The sequence below is a fragment of the Mycoplana sp. MJR14 genome (assembly GCF_029210525.1).
Taxonomy (GTDB): Bacteria; Pseudomonadota; Alphaproteobacteria; order Rhizobiales; family Rhizobiaceae; genus Mycoplana.
Map to the genome: position 1 here is coordinate 129,016 of NZ_JARGEO010000013.1, position 18,829 is coordinate 147,844.

17 protein-coding genes are annotated in these 18,829 nt (G+C 65.6%); 8 read left to right on the forward strand and 9 right to left on the reverse strand.

What is annotated here, in order from left to right:
- Nucleotides 1–93 precede the first annotated feature (93 nt).
- From P0086_RS22860 to P0086_RS22890, 7 genes are all read right to left on the reverse strand, one after another.
- Complete coding sequence (locus P0086_RS22860; RefSeq protein WP_112598229.1) at nucleotides 94–294, reverse strand: hypothetical protein; 201 nt, start codon at nucleotides 292–294, stop codon at nucleotides 94–96.
- 157 nt (nucleotides 295–451) lie between these two features.
- Nucleotides 452–1,387: an ABC transporter substrate-binding protein gene (locus P0086_RS22865; protein WP_275790249.1), complete on the reverse strand. Its 936-nt coding sequence runs from the start codon at nucleotides 1,385–1,387 to the stop codon at nucleotides 452–454.
- Nucleotides 1,388–1,610: 223 nt separating this feature from the next.
- Nucleotides 1,611–2,561: a LysR family transcriptional regulator gene (locus P0086_RS22870; RefSeq protein WP_162702508.1), complete on the reverse strand. Its 951-nt coding sequence runs from the start codon at nucleotides 2,559–2,561 to the stop codon at nucleotides 1,611–1,613.
- A 28-nt stretch (nucleotides 2,562–2,589) separates the two neighbouring features.
- Nucleotides 2,590–3,594, reverse strand: a complete 1,005-nt coding sequence (locus tag P0086_RS22875) for an FAD-binding oxidoreductase (RefSeq protein WP_148656773.1) — start codon at nucleotides 3,592–3,594, stop codon at nucleotides 2,590–2,592.
- A gap of 2 nt (nucleotides 3,595–3,596) precedes the next feature.
- Complete coding sequence (locus P0086_RS22880) at nucleotides 3,597–4,427, reverse strand: IclR family transcriptional regulator (protein ID WP_112598402.1); 831 nt, start codon at nucleotides 4,425–4,427, stop codon at nucleotides 3,597–3,599.
- A gap of 78 nt (nucleotides 4,428–4,505) precedes the next feature.
- Nucleotides 4,506–5,027 carry a hypothetical protein gene (locus P0086_RS22885; protein ID WP_148150958.1) on the reverse strand — a complete coding sequence of 174 codons (522 nt, stop codon included), beginning with the start codon at nucleotides 5,025–5,027 and terminating at the stop codon, nucleotides 4,506–4,508.
- A gap of 75 nt (nucleotides 5,028–5,102) precedes the next feature.
- The gene (locus P0086_RS22890) at nucleotides 5,103–6,389 is read right to left on the reverse strand and encodes an aromatic ring-hydroxylating dioxygenase subunit alpha (protein WP_275790254.1); all 1,287 of its coding nucleotides are present in this window, start codon (nucleotides 6,387–6,389) and stop codon (nucleotides 5,103–5,105) included.
- A gap of 225 nt (nucleotides 6,390–6,614) precedes the next feature.
- Here P0086_RS22890 and P0086_RS22895 point away from each other — a divergent pair, with 225 nt between their 5' ends.
- The 5 genes from P0086_RS22895 to P0086_RS22915 all read left to right on the forward strand — a co-directional run bounded on the left by P0086_RS22895 (nucleotide 6,615) and on the right by P0086_RS22915 (nucleotide 11,706).
- Complete coding sequence (locus P0086_RS22895) at nucleotides 6,615–6,932, forward strand: non-heme iron oxygenase ferredoxin subunit (RefSeq protein WP_112598218.1); 318 nt, start codon at nucleotides 6,615–6,617, stop codon at nucleotides 6,930–6,932.
- Nucleotides 6,933–7,007: 75 nt separating this feature from the next.
- The gene (locus P0086_RS22900; protein ID WP_275790257.1) at nucleotides 7,008–7,775 is read left to right on the forward strand and encodes a class II aldolase/adducin family protein; all 768 of its coding nucleotides are present in this window, start codon (nucleotides 7,008–7,010) and stop codon (nucleotides 7,773–7,775) included.
- A 236-nt stretch (nucleotides 7,776–8,011) separates the two neighbouring features.
- Nucleotides 8,012–8,761: an IclR family transcriptional regulator gene (locus tag P0086_RS22905; protein WP_275790259.1), complete on the forward strand. Its 750-nt coding sequence runs from the start codon at nucleotides 8,012–8,014 to the stop codon at nucleotides 8,759–8,761.
- 188 nt (nucleotides 8,762–8,949) lie between these two features.
- Entirely contained in the window at nucleotides 8,950–10,188 is a 1,239-nt protein-coding gene (locus P0086_RS22910; protein WP_112598212.1) for a cupin domain-containing protein, read from the forward strand.
- A 3-nt stretch (nucleotides 10,189–10,191) separates the two neighbouring features.
- A complete protein-coding gene (locus P0086_RS22915; RefSeq protein WP_275790261.1) occupies nucleotides 10,192–11,706 on the forward strand; it encodes an ethanolamine ammonia-lyase reactivating factor EutA in 1,515 nt (504 codons plus the stop codon).
- Nucleotides 11,707–11,770: 64 nt separating this feature from the next.
- Here P0086_RS22915 and P0086_RS22920 read toward each other — a convergent pair whose 3' ends face one another.
- Nucleotides 11,771–13,384 (reverse strand): FAD-dependent monooxygenase, encoded by a 1,614-nt coding sequence (locus tag P0086_RS22920; protein WP_275790264.1) that lies wholly within the window; start codon nucleotides 13,382–13,384, stop codon nucleotides 11,771–11,773.
- A gap of 242 nt (nucleotides 13,385–13,626) precedes the next feature.
- Here P0086_RS22920 and P0086_RS22925 point away from each other — a divergent pair, with 242 nt between their 5' ends.
- The 3 genes from P0086_RS22925 (at nucleotide 13,627) to P0086_RS22935 (ending at nucleotide 16,448) form a co-directional block, all read left to right on the forward strand.
- Nucleotides 13,627–14,616: an ABC transporter substrate-binding protein gene (locus P0086_RS22925; RefSeq protein WP_275790266.1), complete on the forward strand. Its 990-nt coding sequence runs from the start codon at nucleotides 13,627–13,629 to the stop codon at nucleotides 14,614–14,616.
- Nucleotides 14,617–14,707: 91 nt separating this feature from the next.
- Nucleotides 14,708–15,400, forward strand: a complete 693-nt coding sequence (locus P0086_RS22930; protein WP_162702511.1) for a class II aldolase/adducin family protein — start codon at nucleotides 14,708–14,710, stop codon at nucleotides 15,398–15,400.
- A gap of 31 nt (nucleotides 15,401–15,431) precedes the next feature.
- Nucleotides 15,432–16,448, forward strand: a complete 1,017-nt coding sequence (locus P0086_RS22935; RefSeq protein ID WP_148150954.1) for an amidohydrolase family protein — start codon at nucleotides 15,432–15,434, stop codon at nucleotides 16,446–16,448.
- A gap of 207 nt (nucleotides 16,449–16,655) precedes the next feature.
- On the opposite strand, the gene P0086_RS22940 is transcribed toward P0086_RS22935, so the two are convergent.
- Nucleotides 16,656–18,488, reverse strand: a complete 1,833-nt coding sequence (locus tag P0086_RS22940; protein ID WP_275790270.1) for a methyl-accepting chemotaxis protein — start codon at nucleotides 18,486–18,488, stop codon at nucleotides 16,656–16,658.
- Nucleotides 18,489–18,829: the final 341 nt, after the last annotated feature.

Below are 18,829 nucleotides of genomic sequence, written 5' to 3' on the forward strand. Positions count from 1 at the left end.
CATATCCATGACCTGATCTTCGCCAGGAGCAGGTCCGGCAGGAGCGCCGGAGGGTCCGGCGCCCGGAACGACAGGGAAGCGAGCGGCGAGGCTCTAGCGGCGCTTGATCGCCTGGCGGAAGGCGGTCTCGTCGATGCCGAGCGTCTGCAGGGCGCTGGTCGAGGGACGGCGCCGCTCGCGCGTGGCGTCGGCGCATTCGCGGGCCGCGCTGAGCATGCTCATGCCGTCCCTGAAGCCGCCGAACATGCTGCCCAGCCAGTTCGTGTTTGCATAGTGTGCCACCAGCGTCGTCATCTCTCGTCTCTCCGTTTTATATGCAAAGCATATAATGCTGCGGCGCAACGGAGAAAAGTGCAACGCAAACAGGCCTGCCATGCTCGCGTCGCATGGCGGCCTAAGTGCTTGTGGCAAAAGGACGATGTCCGGCGCTGCCCGATCCCTGGATCGGGCGTCAGATGACGAAGCTCTCCATGGTTTCCGGGGCGAAGATGTCCTGCGAATGCAGTCTGCGCTTCGACAATCCCTGCTCGTACGAATAGCGCAGGAAGGTGTCGAGCGTTTCCTTGTTCTGCTGGAAGCCGTAGCTCCAGTAGTCCTCTCCCATCAGCCGCCGCGCGTCCTCCACATGGGCGCTGAGCCAGGGCAGCATGACCTTGAGAGCCGCCGTTTCCTGCAGCTCGCGATAGACGCGGCGCTGCGCCTCGGCAAAGGCCTTGTAGAGCGATTGCGCGATCCAGCGATGGGCCTCGTAGATCTCGCGGCGAATGACGATCGTGTGCATGATCGGGAAGATGTTGGTCTTGCGGAAATAGGCCCGCTCGACCTCGACGAAATCCTCGAACAGCCTCCTGACGCGTCCCGACGGGCCGTCGTAGGAGGAGGGCTTCCGCGCGGTGTAGAGCGCGTCGATCTCGCCGTCCCGCAGCATCGCCGACAGGGTCTGGTCCGGCCCCAGCCGGTTGAGCCGGATATGGCCCGGCAGGTCGAGCGGCAGCTTTTCCGGCCGGTTCGGCTGTTCCTCGCCGCCGGCATAGTAGGTGACGTCGTCGACCTTGACGCCGTATTCGTCCGACAGGATGCCGCGAATCCAGACGGGGGCCGTCATCTGGTATTCCGGCGTGCCCACCCGCTTGCCGACGAGATCGCGCGGCTCGCGGATGCCGGACGCCGCATTCACATAGATCGAGGAATGCCGGAAATAGCGTGACGGGAACACCGGAATGGCCACGAACGGCCGCGGCTCGGCGAAGCACGACATCACGTAGGAGGACAGGGACATCTCGGCGATGTCGAACTCCCGGTGGCGCAGCATGCGGAAGAAGGTTTCCTCGACCGGCATGTTCAGGAAGACGAGGTCGATGCCGTCGGGAGCGATCGTCTTGTCCATGAGGGGGCGCATCCGGTCGTAATCCCAACAACCGAACGACAGGCGTAGCAGCGAACTCAGCGTCTTCTCCCTGGCATTTCCGAGAACGGAACGGCCGACCGGTCGCCTCCCCGATCGGGAATGGCGCCCGGTTCCTCGCGGCCTTCTCTCCGTCCTCCGTTTCAATTCGACCGATCATCGAACGCGGGGGCGGGAATGTCCAAGATAAAACCTATAGGCAAGCTCAAACGAAATCCGCTTGCTCGGGCGGAATGAGCCGGTCGATCGTATGCGCGTAGGGCCCGACCTCCGTGGTCAGCCGGTCGACCATGCGGTCGATGAAGGCGAGGAACGGTCTTTCGTCGGCAAAGCCGCGATGGCTCGGATGCGCCAGGAACAGCGTGCGTTTGACCGCCGGCCGCGCGATGCGGCGGGCGACCAGCTGGCCCTTGCGCACCTCCTCGGCCACGATCCCGTAAGGCATGATGCTCTGGGCGACGCCGTGCAGGATCAGGGCCTTGATCGCCTCGTTGGACTGCACCTGATAGGTAATCTTCACGTCGACGGAGAGCCGCGACGCCGTTTCCTGCACGCGCTTCCAGATGATGTCGCGGTTGGAGACGAGGGCGAGATCGCCCGCCACCGCCTGGCGGAAGGAGATGTCCCCGTCCTGCTGCTTTCCGTTGGGCGCCGAGACGTGCAGCAGGTCCTCCTCCAGCAGCGCGACGCGCCGGATGCCGGGATTGTCCTCGATGTCGTAGGCGAGCACATAGTCGAGCTCGCCGCGCTCCAGCGCGTCCGTCAGCATGAAACTGAGCTCCTCGACCACCTCGAGGGCGATGTTCGGCAGCTGGGCGTTCGCCGCCACCAGCAGCTCCGTGCCGATCAGCTTCAGGATGCTGGGCGTGGCGCCGAAACGGATGCGGACCTTCTCGCCGCCCATGGTGATCAGGTCGCGCCGCGTCTCCTCGATCCGCTGCAGGATCTCGATCGCACGCTCGTAGAGCAGCATGCCCGCCGGCGTGGCGCTCACGCCGCGGGAATGGCGGTCGAGAAGCTGGATCTGCAGGCTGTCCTCGAGGTTGCGGATCTGGATGCCGAGCGCCGTCTGCGCCAGATTGAGTTGCTCGGCTGCGCGCGTGATGTTGCCGACTTCAACGACTTTGACGAAATAGGCAAGCTGCCGCAGCTTCATCGCATGTCCCAGCATAGGCGTGTGCGTCTCAGTAGAATTGATCGAAATGAACCTGGGCCGGCGGCACGCCCCGGTCAACCAGCATCTTCTGGATCGCCTGCCCCATCAGCGGCGGACCGGCGAAATAGATTTCGCAGTCGCGCAGGCGATCGCAGAACAGTCGTTCGGCCACCTCGTGCACGAAGCCGCGATGGCCGGACCAGCCCTCCTCGTCGTCCGCCGACACCACCGGATGGTAGCGGATATGGGTGCCGAAGCGCGGCAGGGCGGCCAGCATGTCCTCGCCGCAGATGTCCCGCGCGGTGCGCCCGCCATAGACGAAATCGATGCTGCGGCCGGCAAAGCGCGGCGAGGCGGCGGCGGCGCGCGTCACCGACACCATCGGCGACAATCCCGAACCGCCGGCGAGACAGATGATGTCGCGCTCCGCCTCCTCGCGGAAATAGGCCATGCCGTAGGGACCGTCGACGCCGATCCTGTCGCCGACGGAAAGCGCGTCGAAGAGCTTGCCCGTCGCAGCACCGTTCGGCACGCGGCGGATCTGGAAATGCCATTCGCCGGCGTCGTTGTCGGTGTTCGCCATGGAATAGGCGCGGCTGCCCGCCACGCCCGGCAGGTCGAGCAGGGCATACTGACCGGCGAGGAAACGGACCGGGCGGTCGAGCGTGAAGCGGAATTCGCGGATGTCGTGGGTGATGTCGCGCACGGCCGAAAGGACGGCCGACTGGCGGACCGGCGGGAAACGGCTCTCATATTGCGGCATGAACCGCAGCTTGACCGTACAGTCGGAAAGCGGGCGGGCCTGGCAGCCGAGGCGGCGCCCGCGCTCCCGGTCGCGCGGGCTCAGCCCCGGCGCATCGGCCCGCAGCTCCTCGATGTCGCCGTCCAGGAGATCGAAGCGGCAGTTGCCGCAGGAACCGACGTTGCACTCGTAGGGAAAACCCAGTCCGGCTCGCAGGGCCGATCGCATGATCGTATCATCGTCTGCACAGTGCCACTGGATGTCGCTTCCCTTGACTGCAATCGTCGGCATCTTCAACTCCCTAGATCATGCTGATAGGCCGCGGTGTATCCGAGGCGGGATGATATGGTCGCAGCGGCCGCGAGCAGCGGCTGCGAATAACCTTCGAGCGTCTCCATCGAAAGCCGCTGGAGGGGGCCTGCGATGGCGACCGCGCCGATGACGGCGCCGGTCGAATCGCGCACCGGCGCCGCGACGGCGCGGATGCCGGGTTCGTTTTCCTCGTCCTCGAAGGCGACCCCCCGCGCGCGCACCTCGGCGAAGATCGCCCGCAGCCGTTCGGGATCGGTGACCGACTTGGGCGTGCGCCGCTGGAGCGGGCCGGCCAGCACCTCCTCCATCGCCGCCGGCGGCGCGAAGGCGTAGATCGCCCGGCCGACCGCGCTGCAATGGGCGGGCTTGCGCGCGCCGAGGTCCGACTTGATCGCCAGCGCCTGCGGGCTCTCGAGGTCGTAGATGTGCATGATCCCGCCATCCGCCGGGATGCCGAGGATGATGGTCTCCCCCGTCAGCTTGCGCAGGTCGAACAGATACGGTCGCGCCTCGTTCGACAGGTCCATGCGCCGGCGCACCAGCGTGCCGAGTGCGAAGAGGCCGACGCCCAGCCGGTAGCGCTCGGTCTGCGGGTTCTGCTCCAGCAGCCCCTCCGCGACCAGCGTCTGCGCCAGCCGGTGCACCGTGCTCTTGGCCACCTTGAGCTTCTTGGCCAGCGCGCTGACGCCGATCTCCACCTCGTTTTCGGAGAAGGCCTTCAGGAGGTGGATGGCGGTCGCCACCGACGAGAGCCGGTTGCGCGTGGCGGGGCCCTTGGCGGGCTTTTCGGTCTGCTTCTGGGGTGCGTTCATGATCGGGTCATCCGTTTGCAGGTTCATGGTCCGTCCATAACACAGCTCGCCCGATTTCCCACAATGCCCCGAACGATCTCAAACCCTTAGGGCGCTCAGCATTTCGCTGACATACTCGGCGCCGTTCGAGATCACGAGCATGGCCGCGAAGGGGCGCATATTGATCAGCGTGCGCGACAGCACCTCGTAGGGCACCTCCGGCGCGCTCAGCACCAGGCCGGTCGGCAGCTTGTTGCGCACGAAACAGGCGTTGCCGATGACCTCGGCGGCCTCCGCCGCGGCACCGGCGGTCGTCACCATCACGATCACGTCGGCGTCGGCGACCTCGTCCACGAGGTTGACGCGGTTGCCGTCGAAGTCCTCCAGCACCGCGTCGACAGGCAGCATGTGCAGCCTGTCGCTGACCGGCCGCGCCTCGACGTAGCGCAGGAAATGCGCGTCGTTCCACGTCTGGCCGGCAAGGTCGCGCAGCGCTTCGAGGCTTTCTGCGTCGAGCGCGATGATGCGCGACTTGCGCGGCCGCGAGTTCGGATAGCCGATGCGGAAACGGGCCTCCTCCGCGGTGCTGAAGCGGGCGCTCTCACTCATTCCAAGCTGCATGATCTCCTCCATTGCCGGGCGCGGGTCTTTCGCCGCAAGGCCGGCCCTTTTTCCAAGGGCCGGCATCGTCTTTCGTCAGACGCTCGTCGGCGCCTTGCCTTCGATGACGACCAGTGCCTCGTCGGCCACGTCGACATAGGGCTTGTCCACCGGCAGGACGATCGCGGCCGAGCGGATGCGATGATGGGCCGGATCGACGCCGGGCGGCGTGATGCCTTTGTCGCGCAGCGCCCGGGCCGCCTTCATCAGGCGATGCCGGGCCATGATGATGCCGTTGTCGGTCGAGACGAGGTTTTCCTTCGAGCGGTCGACGATCGGCCCCATGCTTTCCTGCAGGGAGGCATCCTGCATGGCGATGCCCTCGACGCCGGAATAGGTGGTGCCCTTGCGCTGCGCCTCGCGGTCCATCAGGTAGTCGTTGTCCTTGTTGGCGAGCGGACGATAGGTGCCCGGCACATAGGCGACATGGATGCCCTTGCCGTCGATCATCGCCTGGCGCTCCTCGGTCGTCAGCGCCCGCTCCGGACGGTAGTCGAAGCTCCAGGCCCAGCAGTTCTCGTCGTCGATCGGGATCCAGAAGTGACCGTGGACCGGATGGTTGCCGCGCGGCGGCACCATGGTGAAGGACGGCATGACCCAGGGGGTGACGCGCCAGTAGTAGTGCCCCTCCTCGGCATTGCGGCGCGCGCCGATATAGAGGCCGCCCTCGCTGTCGGTCACCTCGAAGAAGGGACGGGCGTCCGACATGTTGTACTTGTTGCCGCGTGCGCCCTTGAAGAGCGGGTCGCTGTTGAGGCTGCCGCTGTGCAGCCAGGAAACGTGGCTGGAATCGATGCCGCCTTCCATCGCCTGCAGCCAGTTGCATTCCTGCCAGCGCTTCGAGGTGAAGGTCTGCTCGGCGGGAACGAGCGCGAACTCCCATTCCGGATGCGGCGGCTCCTTCTCGGCCGGGCCCATATAGGTCCACAGGATGTCGCCGACCTTGATGAGCGGATAGGACTTCAGCTTGATCTTGCCGCAATAGCCGCTTTCCTTCGGCTCCGACGGCACCTCCGTGCACTGGCCGGTATGGTCGTATTTCCAGCCGTGATAGGGGCAGCGCAGCCCCCCCTGCTCGTTGCGGCCGAACCAGAGCGAAACGCCGCGATGCGCGCAGAATTCGTCGATGAGGCCGTAGCGCCCTTCGCTGTCGCGGAAGGCGAGCAGCCGCTCGCCGAGCAGCTTGACGCGCACCGGCGCGCAGTCGTTGTCCGGCAGCTCCTCCGCCAGCAGCGCCGGGATCCAGTAACAGCGGAACATCTCGCCCATCGGCGTACCGGGGCCCGTCTGCGTCAAGAGATCGTTCTGTTCCTTCCTCAGCATTCCTTTTCCTCCAGATCGGGGCTGCCGACGCAACCCTCCCTTTGATGTCTGCCATCCCTCGCCCGCCTGCCGAAACCGGCGGCCGGAAATACGGGTTGACGTTCGCGAATGATCCGCTATCCTTTGATCGTTCCTTTATGTGGAACGTCGTTTCTTTTTAAGGAACGTACTCGCTGAAAGGGGCGTCGTCAAGCGCCGCATGAATCTCGAAGGAGGAAACGGAAAATGGCCGAGGCATGCACCAAGATCAGGCTGTGTTCGACTGACGACGTGGATTGGGACAGCGCCATCCGCGTCGAGGAGGGAGACCTCATCCTCGCTGTGTTCAACGTCAACGGCGTCTTCTACGTCACCGACGACCTGTGCACGCACGGCCCCGGCTCGCTGTCCGAAGGCTATCTCGACGGCCACACGATCGAATGCGACTTCCACAACGGCGCCTTCGACGTCCGCACCGGCGAAGTCGTCACCCCTCCCTGCATGGTGCCGGTGAAGACCTACAAGGTGAGCATCGAGGACAATAGCGTGCTGATCGAAGTCTAGCCTCCACGGCCTGGCGCCCACTTGCCAGGCGTAATAATTCGTATAATGTGGGATTTATTAAAAGTGGAGGATGGCATGACACTGCAGAAACACGCGGATCATCGGGCGGATGCGACGGAAATCGCGTCCGAAGAGGCTCTCCGGCTCGACGTATCCATGAGCACGCGACTGCTCAACAGCATGAAAATCCTGGAATATAGCGGCCACGTCTCGGCCCGCCTTCCGGGCGGCGAGACCTTCCTGGTCCAGCCCCAGAACAAGAGCCGCGCCGAGGTCAGCCCGGACGACCTGCTGGTCTGCGACCTCGACGGAAAGGTGGTGGCCGGCACGCCCGGCGTCAAACCGCCGTCGGAAGTTTTCCTTCATTGTGAGATTTATCGCGCACGGTCGGACGTGAATGCGATCGCACACTTCCATCACGACGTGACCAACGTCTTCACCCTCGTCGAGGATGTGCCGCTGCTGGCCTTCAAGAACCATGCGATCCGCTGGAAGAGCGGCATCCCGGTGCATCCGGATCCGGCGCATGTCGACGACCCGGAGCGCGGCCGGGGCATCGTCAGGACGCTCGGGCCGCACCATGCCATGCAGATCCGCGCCCATGGGCAGATCGTCACGGCGGAAACGGTCCGCGGTGTCTTCATCGATTCCGTCCATCTCGTCGAAAATGCCGAGGCGGCCTATCGCGCCTGCTCCCTCGGCAAGCCCAAGCCGCTGACCGACGAAGAGATCGAGTCCTTCTCCCACAGCTTCCGCCGCGGCCATCACATCCGCAAGCTCTGGAGCTACTACACCCTCGGCGCCATTCGCGAGGGCGTCTTCCCGGAGGCCTGGGCCGCCTGAGGGCGCCGGAGACTGTGGGCGGCCACGGCATCATCGTTCGAAATCGCTTGATGGCCCCGCGCAGGTGACACACAATTGCCGCTGCTTCGGCCCGCCCGCCCTTCCGGCGCCGGCGGCCGGCGCAGCGGCGGTTCTCGCCGCTTGCAATCCGAGCCGAGAGACATGTCGTTGCACGACCATTCCCTTCCTTGCCCCGCCGAACGCTCCTGCGCTCCTGTCTCCGGGAGGCATGCCGCTTGAACAGCCATGAAAAGATGCTGGGCCTTCTCGACCTGTTCGACGGCGAGGAGAATGCGGTCACCGTCACCATCGACGAAATGCACGAAAGGCTCGGCTACACCCGCTCGACCCTCTATCGCTATCTGAAGACGCTGACCGATGCCGGGCTGCTGACGTCGCTGCCCTCGGTCGGCTACATGCTCGGACCGCGCATCGTCGAACTCGACTACAAGATCCGCACGGGCGACCTGCTGATCCGCGCCGCCCGCACCGTCATGGAGGAGCTGGCCGGCCAGTTTCGCGGCATCGCGCTCCTGTGCCGTCGCTATCGCTTCGACGTGCTCTGCGTCCACCAGGAAAGCGGCACCGACGCCATCCACTCCGGCTATGAGCGCGGCCGCCGTCGCTCGCTGCTGCACGGCGCGGCTTCGCTCGCCATCCTCGCCTACCTGCCCGAACACCAGTTGCGCAAGTTCCACGGCGATGCAGCGGCGCAATTCGCCGAGGCCGGCTTCGGCGAGACGCTGCGAGACGCCAAGGCCATCCTGCGCGAGCAACGCCAGCGCGGCTGGGTCAGCACCGCCGGCGACGTCACCCCCGGCGTCACCGGCATCGCCGCGCCCGTGTTCGACGCGCGCGCGGAAATCCTCGGCAGCCTCAGCCTGACCCTGCCCGACGCGCAGCTCCAGGCGAGATCGCTGGACGACATTGCCGAGCGGGTGGTCTTCTGCGCAGCCGTGATCTCCAAGACCATCGCCCGCAGCTGACCCGGCGTCACCTCTCCATTCGTTTCCCGTCAGAAAGAAGCCCTTTCCGAATTCGCACTACCGCGCCATGGGGCATCTGTTAGCGTCTCTTCAAACCGGGAAGGAAGACGGCCGTGCGGCCATGCCTGCGACCAGGGCGTCGGGGCACCTTCCGCTGCCCGGCGTTTTGGATGTGAGAGGAGACAGCGATGCACCAGGACCCACTCGGCGGCGGCACCGGCACGCACTGGCACGAGCCGGCAGGCACCAAGAAGGCGGGCTTCGGCGAATTCAAGAAGAAGCCGACACCCTATGACCAGTTCATGGAATCCGAAGGCATTCCGGTCTTCCGCGACCTCGGCATACCCAATGTGCGCGACCTGCCGCTCGCCCCCTGGAAGCGCACCGGCGGCCGCGGCTCCTACATCCAGCTCTACGGCACCGAAACGAAGTGGGGCCACCATGTCGTAGAGGTCCCGGCCGGCGGCGCGCTCAATCCCGAAAAGCACATGTACGAGGAGATCTACCTCGTCGTCGAAGGGCGCGGATCGACCGAGGTGTGGCTGGAAGGCGAAGGCAAGAAGCATGTCTTCGAGTGGCAGCAGGGCTCGATGTTCTCGATCCCGATGAACGCCATGCACCGCATCGTCAACGCCACCAACAAGCCTGCCCTGCTGATGGGCGGCACGACCGCGCCGAACGTCCTGAACCAGATCAACAATGTCGAGGCGGTCTTCAACAACCCCTTCGTCTTCCGCGACCGCTTCTCCGGCGCCGACGACTTCTACAAGTATCGCGAAGAGATCGAGCCCGATCCGGTGCGCGGCCTCGCCATGCGCCGCACCAACTTCCTGCCGGATGCGGTCAATTGCGACCTGCCGCTCGACAACCGCCGCTCGCCCGGCTACCGCCGCGTCGAGCCGTTCATGACCAACAACCAGTTCTATTTCTGGATCGGCCAGCATGAGAACGGCCGTTATTCCAAGGCGCATGCCCACACCTCGGCGGCGATCCTGATCTGCCTCAGCGGCTCGGGCTACACCTATACCTGGCCCGAGGAATGCGGCGTCAATCCCTGGCGGGACGGTCATGCGCACCGCGTGCGCCGGCTCGACTATGGCCAGTTCGGCATGGTGACGGCCGCTCCCGGCGGCGCGCGCTGGTACCACCAGCATTTCAGCGTCTCCAAGGAACCCTTCCGCCTGCTCGCCTGGTTCGGCCCGCACAATCCGGGCCGCGATCCCGGCGCCCCCGGCGAAAAGCACACCGACTACACCGCCATCAACGTCAACGAAGGCGGCACCGCCATCCCCTACTGGATGGAGGATCCGCACATCCGCCAGGAATACGAGGCGCTCCTGAAGAAGAACGGCGTGGAAGTGCGCATGAAGCCGGAATGGTACGAGAAGCCGGCCGACACCACCTCCAAGATGTCCACCGTCGTCTGACCCATGGCCGACGACGAGGAAGAACAGGGCGGCCGCATCTTCTTTTCGAATGTCGGCCGCAGCATGGAGCTGGAGGACGAGATCGTGCTGACGAGCGTCGGCATCGATATCGGCTCCTCCACCTCCCATCTCGCCTTCTCGCGCATCGTGCTCGAAAGGCTCGATACCCGCTACATGGTGGTCGAGCGCACGCTGCTGCACCAGTCGGACGTGCTGCTGACACCCTATAGCGGCAACAACGAGATCGACGCCGAGGCGCTCGGCGCCTTCATCGCGCAGCAATATGCGGCGGCCGGCCTGGAGCCCGGGGCCATCGACACCGGCGCCCTCATCCTGACGGGCGTCGCCGTGCGCAGGAAGAATGCCCGCGCCATCGGCGACATCTTTTCGGCCCAAACCGGAAAGTTCGTGGTCGTCAGCGCCGGCGACGGGCTGGAAACCACGCTCGCCGCCTTCGGCTCCGGCGCGGTGGCGCGCTCGGCCAGGGGCAACATCCGTGTCCTCAACGTCGATATCGGCGGCGGCACGTCCAAGCTCGCGCTCTGCGAGGGCGGCGCGATCCGCCACATCAGCGCCATCGACATCGGCGCGCGCGTCATCGCCTTCGACGAGACCCGCCGCATCACCCGGATCGAGGAGGCCGGCCATCATTTCGCCGGCCGCGCCGGGGTGCCGGTCGCGATCGGCGATGTCCTGAGCACGGCCGATGCGCGCCGGATCGCCGATACGATGATCGACTGCCTGTTCGAGGCCATGCAGGGCGGCGCCCTGCCGCCGCAGACGCTGGCCCTGCATCGTCTGCCGCCCTTGCCGGCCGGGCCGCTTCCCGATGTCGTCACCATCTCCGGCGGCGTCTCGGAATTCTTCTATGCCGGGCAGGAACAGAGCTTCAGCGATCTCGGCCCCCTCCTTGCCGAGGCGCTGCGAAGGAAGCTCGCCGCCTGGCCGCCGCGACTGGAGGTGCCGGAGCAGGGCATTCGCGCCACCGTCGTCGGCGCCTCCCAGTATACGGTGCAGGTCAGCGGCAGCACGATCTATGTCGAGCCGCTGGGGCTGCTTCCGCTCCGCAACGTGCCGGTGATCAAACCGCCCCTCGCCTTCGACGAGGAAATCGATGCCGGCGCGGTCGCCGAAGCGGTCCGCGACGCGCTGTCCCGCCTCGACCTCGTCGACGGCGAAAGCCCGGTCGGCCTCTGCTACGAATGGGAGGGTTCTGCCAGCTACGGGCGTCTCGACGGCTTCTGCCGGGGGATCGCCGAAGGCTTCGCGCCGATCCTCGCCAAGGGGCATCCCCTCATCCTCGTCGGCGAAGGCGATATCGGCGGCCTCGTCGGCATGCACTGCCAGCAGGATACGGGCATCGCAAAAGTCGTGTCGATCGACGGCATCAAGCTCGACGAGTTCGATTTCATCGACATCGGCGCCATCCTCGAGACCTCCGGCGCCGTGCCTGTCGTGATCAAGTCGCTCGTCTTTCCGAGCCTCGGCCTCGGCCATGAAGCCTTCGAGAAACAATAGCGCCCACCTGCAGGAAGCGCCGTCTCGGGCCGCGATTCCGTCTGGAATGCGCGGCCCTTTGCCATCAGTGCCCCGTAGCCATCGCCGCAAGCGCTGCGGCATCCTCCGGCGCCTGCTTGCCGCGCCAGACGACGTGCATGTCCGGCCGGAGCAGGATCAGGTCGTAGCCGTAGATGTCCCGCGCCTTCTGCCCCGGAATATCGAGCGTCGCGAAGGGAACGCCACGCGCGCCGAAAGCCTCCGCGAGCTTGCCGTCGTCGGCGCCGGTCCCGCCGAGCCGCAGCAGCGTATAGCCCGGCCCGATCAGGTCCTGCACCGCGACGCCGTTCTCGAGCCACAGATGCGGCAGGCGCGCGCCTGGCCAGGTCGTCGGGTGATACTCGCGGAAGAGATGTTCCGGCCCGCCCGGCTCGTCGGTTATGACGGGCGAACCGACATAGCGGTAGCCGAGCTCCGCCCCGATCATCTCGTTGGTCTTGCGCTGCTCGACATCGGCCACCCGTGCGAGGTTGTCGCGCGTCGCCTGCCCCGCCGGCGTCGCATCGCGAATGTCCGGGCGATACTGCGAGCGCCACTTGCGCCGGCCGAGCGAGGCATAGCGCGAGGCGCCCACGTTCCGGTCGCCCACCTGCCGGCGCTCGATCTCGTAGGAGGCGAGAAGATGGGGACCGCCCCAGCCCTGGAGCGTCGCCGCCAGCTTCCAGCCCAGGTCCACCGCATCGCCGACGCCGGTGTTCATGCCGAGCCCGCCGGTCGGAATGACCAGATGGGCGGCGTCGCCGGCAAGGAACACCCGGCCAGCGCCATAGTGATCGGCGAGCAGCAGGTTCTGCTTCCACTGCCCGACATAGAGCATGCTGTAGTCGACCGGCGTGCCGACCGCCTTCTCGAACTGGGCGGCCATGTCCTCGTCGCGCTCGACCACGGCATGCAGCGTCCAGTGCTTCGTCGAATCCTGCATGATCAGGAAGGTCGACTGCCCGTCCGCCACATGATAGTGCCGCCCTCGGCCGGGACCGTCCCCGATCGGAATGCGGTCGTACAGCGTCTCGCTGTGGTAGAGCGCCTGCCGCAGATGCAGGAGATTGCCCTCGCCGCGCAGTTTGATGCCGAGCTGCTTGCGCACAGGGCTTGCCCCGCCGTCGCAACCGACGAGATACTTCGCCCGGATCGTGCGCCTGTCGCCCTTGCCGTCCAGAATCGTGGCGGTCACCCCGCCCGCGTCCTGCTCGAACGACAGGAACTCGCAGCCATAGCGCACCGTCACCGACGGCAGTGCTTCGGCGACCGACTTCAGCAGCGGCTCCAGCGTGTATTGCGAGATCAGCTGATAGGCCTCGAGCGGCAGCGACGCATCCTCGGAGCGGGCGATCTCCTCCAGCGCCTGCGACACCGAACCGTAGGGCAGCCTGAGAAGCGGCGGCTCGTTCATCGCCAGCACCACATAGACATCCATCGGCACCGAGGCATCGAGCCCCGCCGCCCTGATCTTCTGCGACAGGCCCATGCGCCGGAAGATTTCCATGGTGCGCGCGTTGCAGCGCTCCATCTTCGGCAGGAATTCCGGGCTCGCCTTCTTCTCGATCAGGGTGCAGCGGACCCCCCTCTGCCCCAGGTCGATCGCGAGCGTCAACCCGACGGGACCGGCTCCGACAACAATGACATCCGTTTCATTCATTATGGGATTCCATCAAACAGCGTTGAACGAGATCGATCGGGCAGCAGCGCATCTTTCCGGCAGATTGCCGGCGAATGCGGCCTCCTTCTTGGGCGCTCAGTATTGCAGGGCGATTCTTTTCGTCAATCTCAAAAATATAAAAATCTCATATTTTGGGATTTTACAAAAAACGATGGACAAGACGCATCGGCTGAAGCATGGTGGCGAAGCAGCCTCCGAGAGGGAGCGCGGCGGGAGGAAACATGACGAGAAAAGTGGAACTGACCCTGGCCTGTGGCGACTACGAGATCGTCCGGGCCCTGAAGGAAGGCACGGTCAAGCCGGACGGCATCGATCTCACCATACTGACGGAGATGGATTCCACCACCCGGCACTGGCGCTTCCTGAGAAACCGCGAATTCGACGTCGCCGAGGTTTCGCTGTCCTCCTATATCGCCGCGCGGGGCCGTAACCTGCCGTTCGCCGCGATCCCGGTCTTCCTGCACCGCCGCTTCCGGCACGGTTTCATCTTCATCAATACCGCAAGCGGCATCCGCGAGCCGAAGGACCTGATCGGCCGCAAGGTCGGCGTGAAGAACTATCTGGTGACCGCCACCCTCTGGCAGCGCGGTCTTCTGGAGAGCGAGTACGGCGTGCCGCACACGGCGATGGACTGGTATGCCGAGCTCGACGAGGACGTCGAGTTCACGCCGCCCGCCGGCCTGAAACTCCATCGCCTGCCGGACGACAAGTCCGTCGAGCAGATGCTGGTCGACGGCGAGATCGACGCCCTTCTGCATCCCGACCTGATCGATCCGATCGTGCGCAAGGATCCGCGCGTCGGCCGCCTGTTTCCCGACTACAAGCGCGAGGAGATCGGCTATTTCGAGCGCACCGGCATTTTCCCCATCATGCATGTGCTGGGCATCCGCCCCGAGATCGTCGAGCGCCATCCCTGGGTGCCGATCAACCTCTACCAGGCCTTCACCGAGGCCAAGCGCATCGCCATGGAGCGCATGGAGAACCCGCGCATCGTGCCGCTCGCCTGGTATCGCGAGGCCTGGGAGGAACAGCAGGCCATCCTTGGCGACGACCCCTGGGCCTATGGCCTTGGCGCGCAGAACCGCAAGACGCTGGAAACGGCGATCGGCTACGCCCTGCAGCAGGGCCTGATCGACAGGAAGCTCGACCTGTCCGAGCTCTTCCTCGACCTCTCGCAGGGCCGCAAGCGGGGCGACAAGCACCGTGTGTAGCGCCTGCGATACGCCCGACAGGGAAGACTTCAAGCCTGCCTGGCAGGCCACGGCTTGCGAACGACAGCCGAACCGACCGGAGGATATGACCATGCACGAAGACCTGAAGCAGCGCATGATCGAGGCGGGCCGCATCCTCGAACAGGCCGGCCAGGGCGACTGGACGCGCGGCCACATCTCCGTGCGCGTTCCCGATGCGCCGGACCGGTTCTACATGAAGGCGTCGAAGATCGGGCTGGAGGAGATCACCCTCGACAACATCATCACCGTCGGTCTCGACGGCGAGAAGATCGAGGGCGACCACGGCCGCCACAACGAGGTCTACATCCATTCCGAGGTGCTGCGCGCCCGCCCCGACATCAACGCCGTCGTCCATACCCATGCGCCCTATGCCGTGAGCTTTTCGGCGCTTGGCAAGCCGCTGCAGGCGATCGGCCACCCGGGCTCCATCTTCGCCGAGGGGCTTCCGGTGTTTTCCGAAACCACCCAGCTGATCACCACGGCCGAGCGCGGCCGGGCCGTGGCGGCAACGCTCGGCGCCTGCGACGCCATGCTGTTGCAGAACCACGGCCTCGTCACCGCCGCGCCGACGATCGAGCAGGCGATCTATCTCGCCCTGTCGCTCGAAAACGCCTGCATGATGCAGCTGTGGGTGGAGGCGGCAGGCGGGGCCAGGGCGCTCGGCAAGCCCGAGGATATCAAGGCCAAGCGCAAGCACATGTTTCGCGAAGAAATGTTCAAGGCGACGTTCGCCTATCTCGTACGCCGCCTGAAGCGCGGCTGATCGGCATTGCCGATCGTTCCGGAGGAGACCCATGCACTATATCGACGCATTCAACCACTTTTTCCCCAGGGCTCTGTGGGAGCGCATCCAGAAGCTGGAGGGCGCCGGCAGGGACATCGGCCGGCGCATGCAGGGCATTCCCTGCATCTACGATCTCGACGCCCGCCTGCGGGTGATGGATGAATTCCGCGACTATACCCAGATCCTCTCGCTCGGCATGCCGCCGCTGGAGGCCATGGGCGGTCCGGAGGTCTCCACGGAGTTCGCCCGCATCGGCAATGACGGGCTGGCCGAGCTGGTGGACAGGCATCCCGACCGTTTCGCGGGCTTCGTCGCCGCCCTGCCGATGAATGCGCCGGAAGCCGCCGTGAAGGAGGCCGAGCGCGCCTTCGCCGATCTCGGGGCCAACGGCCTGCAGATCCACACCAACGTCAACGGCGCGCCGCTCGACGAAGAGCGCTTCTTCCCGATCTTCGAGATGGCGGCGAAATACGGCAAGCCGGTGCTGCTGCATCCCTCGCGCGGCGCCTCGATGCCGGACTACGCGACCGAGGACAAATCGAAATACGAGATCTGGTGGACTTTCGGCTGGCCCTACGAGACGAGCGCCGCCATGGCCCGCCTCGTCTTCTCCGGCTTCATGGATCGCCTGCCCGGGCTCAAGGTCCTCGCCCACCACATGGGGGCGATGGTTCCCTTCTTCGAAGGCCGCGTCGGTCCGGGCTGGGACCAGCTCGGCAAGCGGACCTCCGACGAAGACCTGACCCAGGTCCTGAAGCGGCTGAAGAAGCGGCCGCTCGACTATTTCAAGGACTTCTATGCCGACACCGCCGTCTTCGGCTCGCGCGCCGCCACGCTCTGCGGCCTGGAGTTCTACGGCAGCGACCGCATCCTCTTCGCCTCCGACAGCCCCTTTGATCCCGAAAAGGGCCCCGGCTACATCCGCGACACCCTCAGGATCCTCGCCAGCCTCGATCTTCCGAAGGAGGACATGGAGAAGATCTGCTTCCGGAACGCCGAGAACCTGTTCGGCCTGAAGGCGAAGTAACGACGAATCCGGCCTGCAGGCACCGCAAAGACCCGAACCATGAAAAGCCCGGCAACCGCCATGACGGTTGCCGGGCTTCCTGTTTGCCGCAGCGGTGAACGGCTTCAAATCGCGCCGCGGGGCCTTTCGTCGTCGAGACGTTGCCGAAGCCGCGTTTCCGCCGGGACCGGAGCGCGCCGGCCGACCGCCGCCGCACCCCGTCCGATGTCAGGCAACCCGCCGCATTGCGGTCGCCATCTGCCCCAGCGTGACCGCCGACCCCGTCCTGAACCGCTGCACCTGCCGCGCCAGGTCTTCCGTTTCCAGGGCGAGCGACCGTGCGGCCGCCGTGGTCTCCTCGACCATCGCCGCATTCTGCTGGGTCACCTTGTCCATGAGATCGGCGGCGGCGGAGACCTCCCTCAGGCTCGTCGCCTGTTCGCGCGAGGTGCGGGCGATTTCGGCGACGACGCCGCTCACATCCGAAACCTGGGTCACGATCTCCTGCAGCGACACACCGGAGGCCTTCACCAGCTTGACCCCCTCCCCGACCTGCCGGCCCGAGGTCGAAATCAGATCCTTGATCTCCTTGGCGGCCCCAGCCGACCGCTGGGCGAGCTCGCGGACCTCCTGTGCGACCACGGCGAAGCCCTTGCCGGCCTCGCCGGCGCGGGCCGCCTCGACGCCGGCATTGAGCGCGAGCAGGTTGGTCTGGAAGGCGATTTCGTCGATGACGCCGATGATCATGCCGATCTGGTTGGACGACGACTCGATCGCCGTCATCGCCTCGACCGCCGTCGCAACGATCTCGCCGCCCCTGCGCGCATTGTCCTGCGCGGTCGTCGCAAACTCCTGCGCACGGCCGGCGCCGATCGCCGCTTCGTCCACCCCGCGGGAGGCATCGGAGAGGGCGGCAACCGTCTCCTCCAGGTTCGCGGCCTGCTGCTCCGTCCTCTTGGCGAGATCGTTCGACGCATCGGAGATCTGCGCAAGGCCGGCGCGGATCGTGCCGATCGAGGCGACGACCGAACCGACCGCGTCCTCCAGCGCCGCGACCGTGTCGTTGAACTTGTCGCGAATGGGCTCGAACTCCGGCGCCACCGCATCGTTCATGCGGATGGTGAGGTCGCCTTCCGACAGTTCGGTGAAGCAATGCTGGACGGCATCGACGAAACCGCGCAGACCCTCCGCCCGCGCGCTGTCGATCGCCGTCTGGCGCTCGCGCTCCTCTTCCTGCGTCCGTCGCACCGACGCCGTCTCGGCCTCGAGGCGCCGGTTTTCATCGGCCGCGTCCCGGAAGACCTCGACGGCGCGCGCCATGGCGCCGATCTCGTCGCGGCGATTGTAGCGCTCCAGTGCGATGTCGGTGTCGCCGCCGGCAAGCTTCAGCATCAGTCCGGTCATTTCCGACACGGGCCTGCCGATCAGCCGGTTCAGCAGCCAGCCGAGCAGGGCGGAGGCGAGGATCAGCAAGCCGATGCCGACGCCGAGCGTCACCTTGGTCGCGAAATTCGCCCTGGCCACCGCGACCGCGGCGTTGTCCATCGCCGCGTCCTCCGCCTCCCGCAGTTCCTCGATGATGGTCTGCGCCGGGTCGATGTAGCCGTCTGCCGCGTCGGACATGGCGATCTCCACGGCCTGGGCGTAGGTCTTCTCCTTGAGCGCCTTCTCCATCACCGGCTCGAGAACCTTCAGCCGCCACAGGCCGACATGATCGAGCATGGTCTTCATCCTGGCCGCGACGTCCGGATTGTTTTCGGCCGTCTTCTTCGTCATGTCGACGTTCTTCAAGAGGCTCGCATAGTGCTTCTCGATGCTGTCGATGTAGCGCTTGTCCCTGCTGATCAGCAGCCCGCGCACGGAGCTTTCCAGGCGTGCCATCGAAAGCCGGATATCGGTCGCGGCCGCAACGATGCGACCATGCACCTCGCTGGCCCGGCCGGCCTGCTCCACGGTCACGACCTGGTGGTAGACGACGGCCCCCATGCCGCCGGCCCCGACGACCAGGAGCGCGAAGGCCAGCCCCAGTTTCCGCGCAATCTTGAAATCCCTCATCCGCATGTACCCCTCCCCATGAGCGGCCCACCCGCCACATCGAAAACACCGCAGTCGAGCCGTTCGCCACCGCGGTGAAGACGATTGCTAGATTTGCCGAGTAAACGGAGCCCTAAAAAAGCCGCCTTCGATCCAAGCTAAGTTTCGCTGGCAGAACGCACATTTTCCGCTTGCAACGCCCGTGCGCATTCCAACCGCAGATAGATAAGGTGCTATCCGGCCGCGTGGCAGGCGGGCAGGTCTCCGACGACAAGTTGGCAATCGGGCTGCGGCGACCTGAGAACAAGCTCAAAGTTCGGATCGGGCAGGAGGGACCCCGCATTACTGATCGGACGGGACGTGCCTAG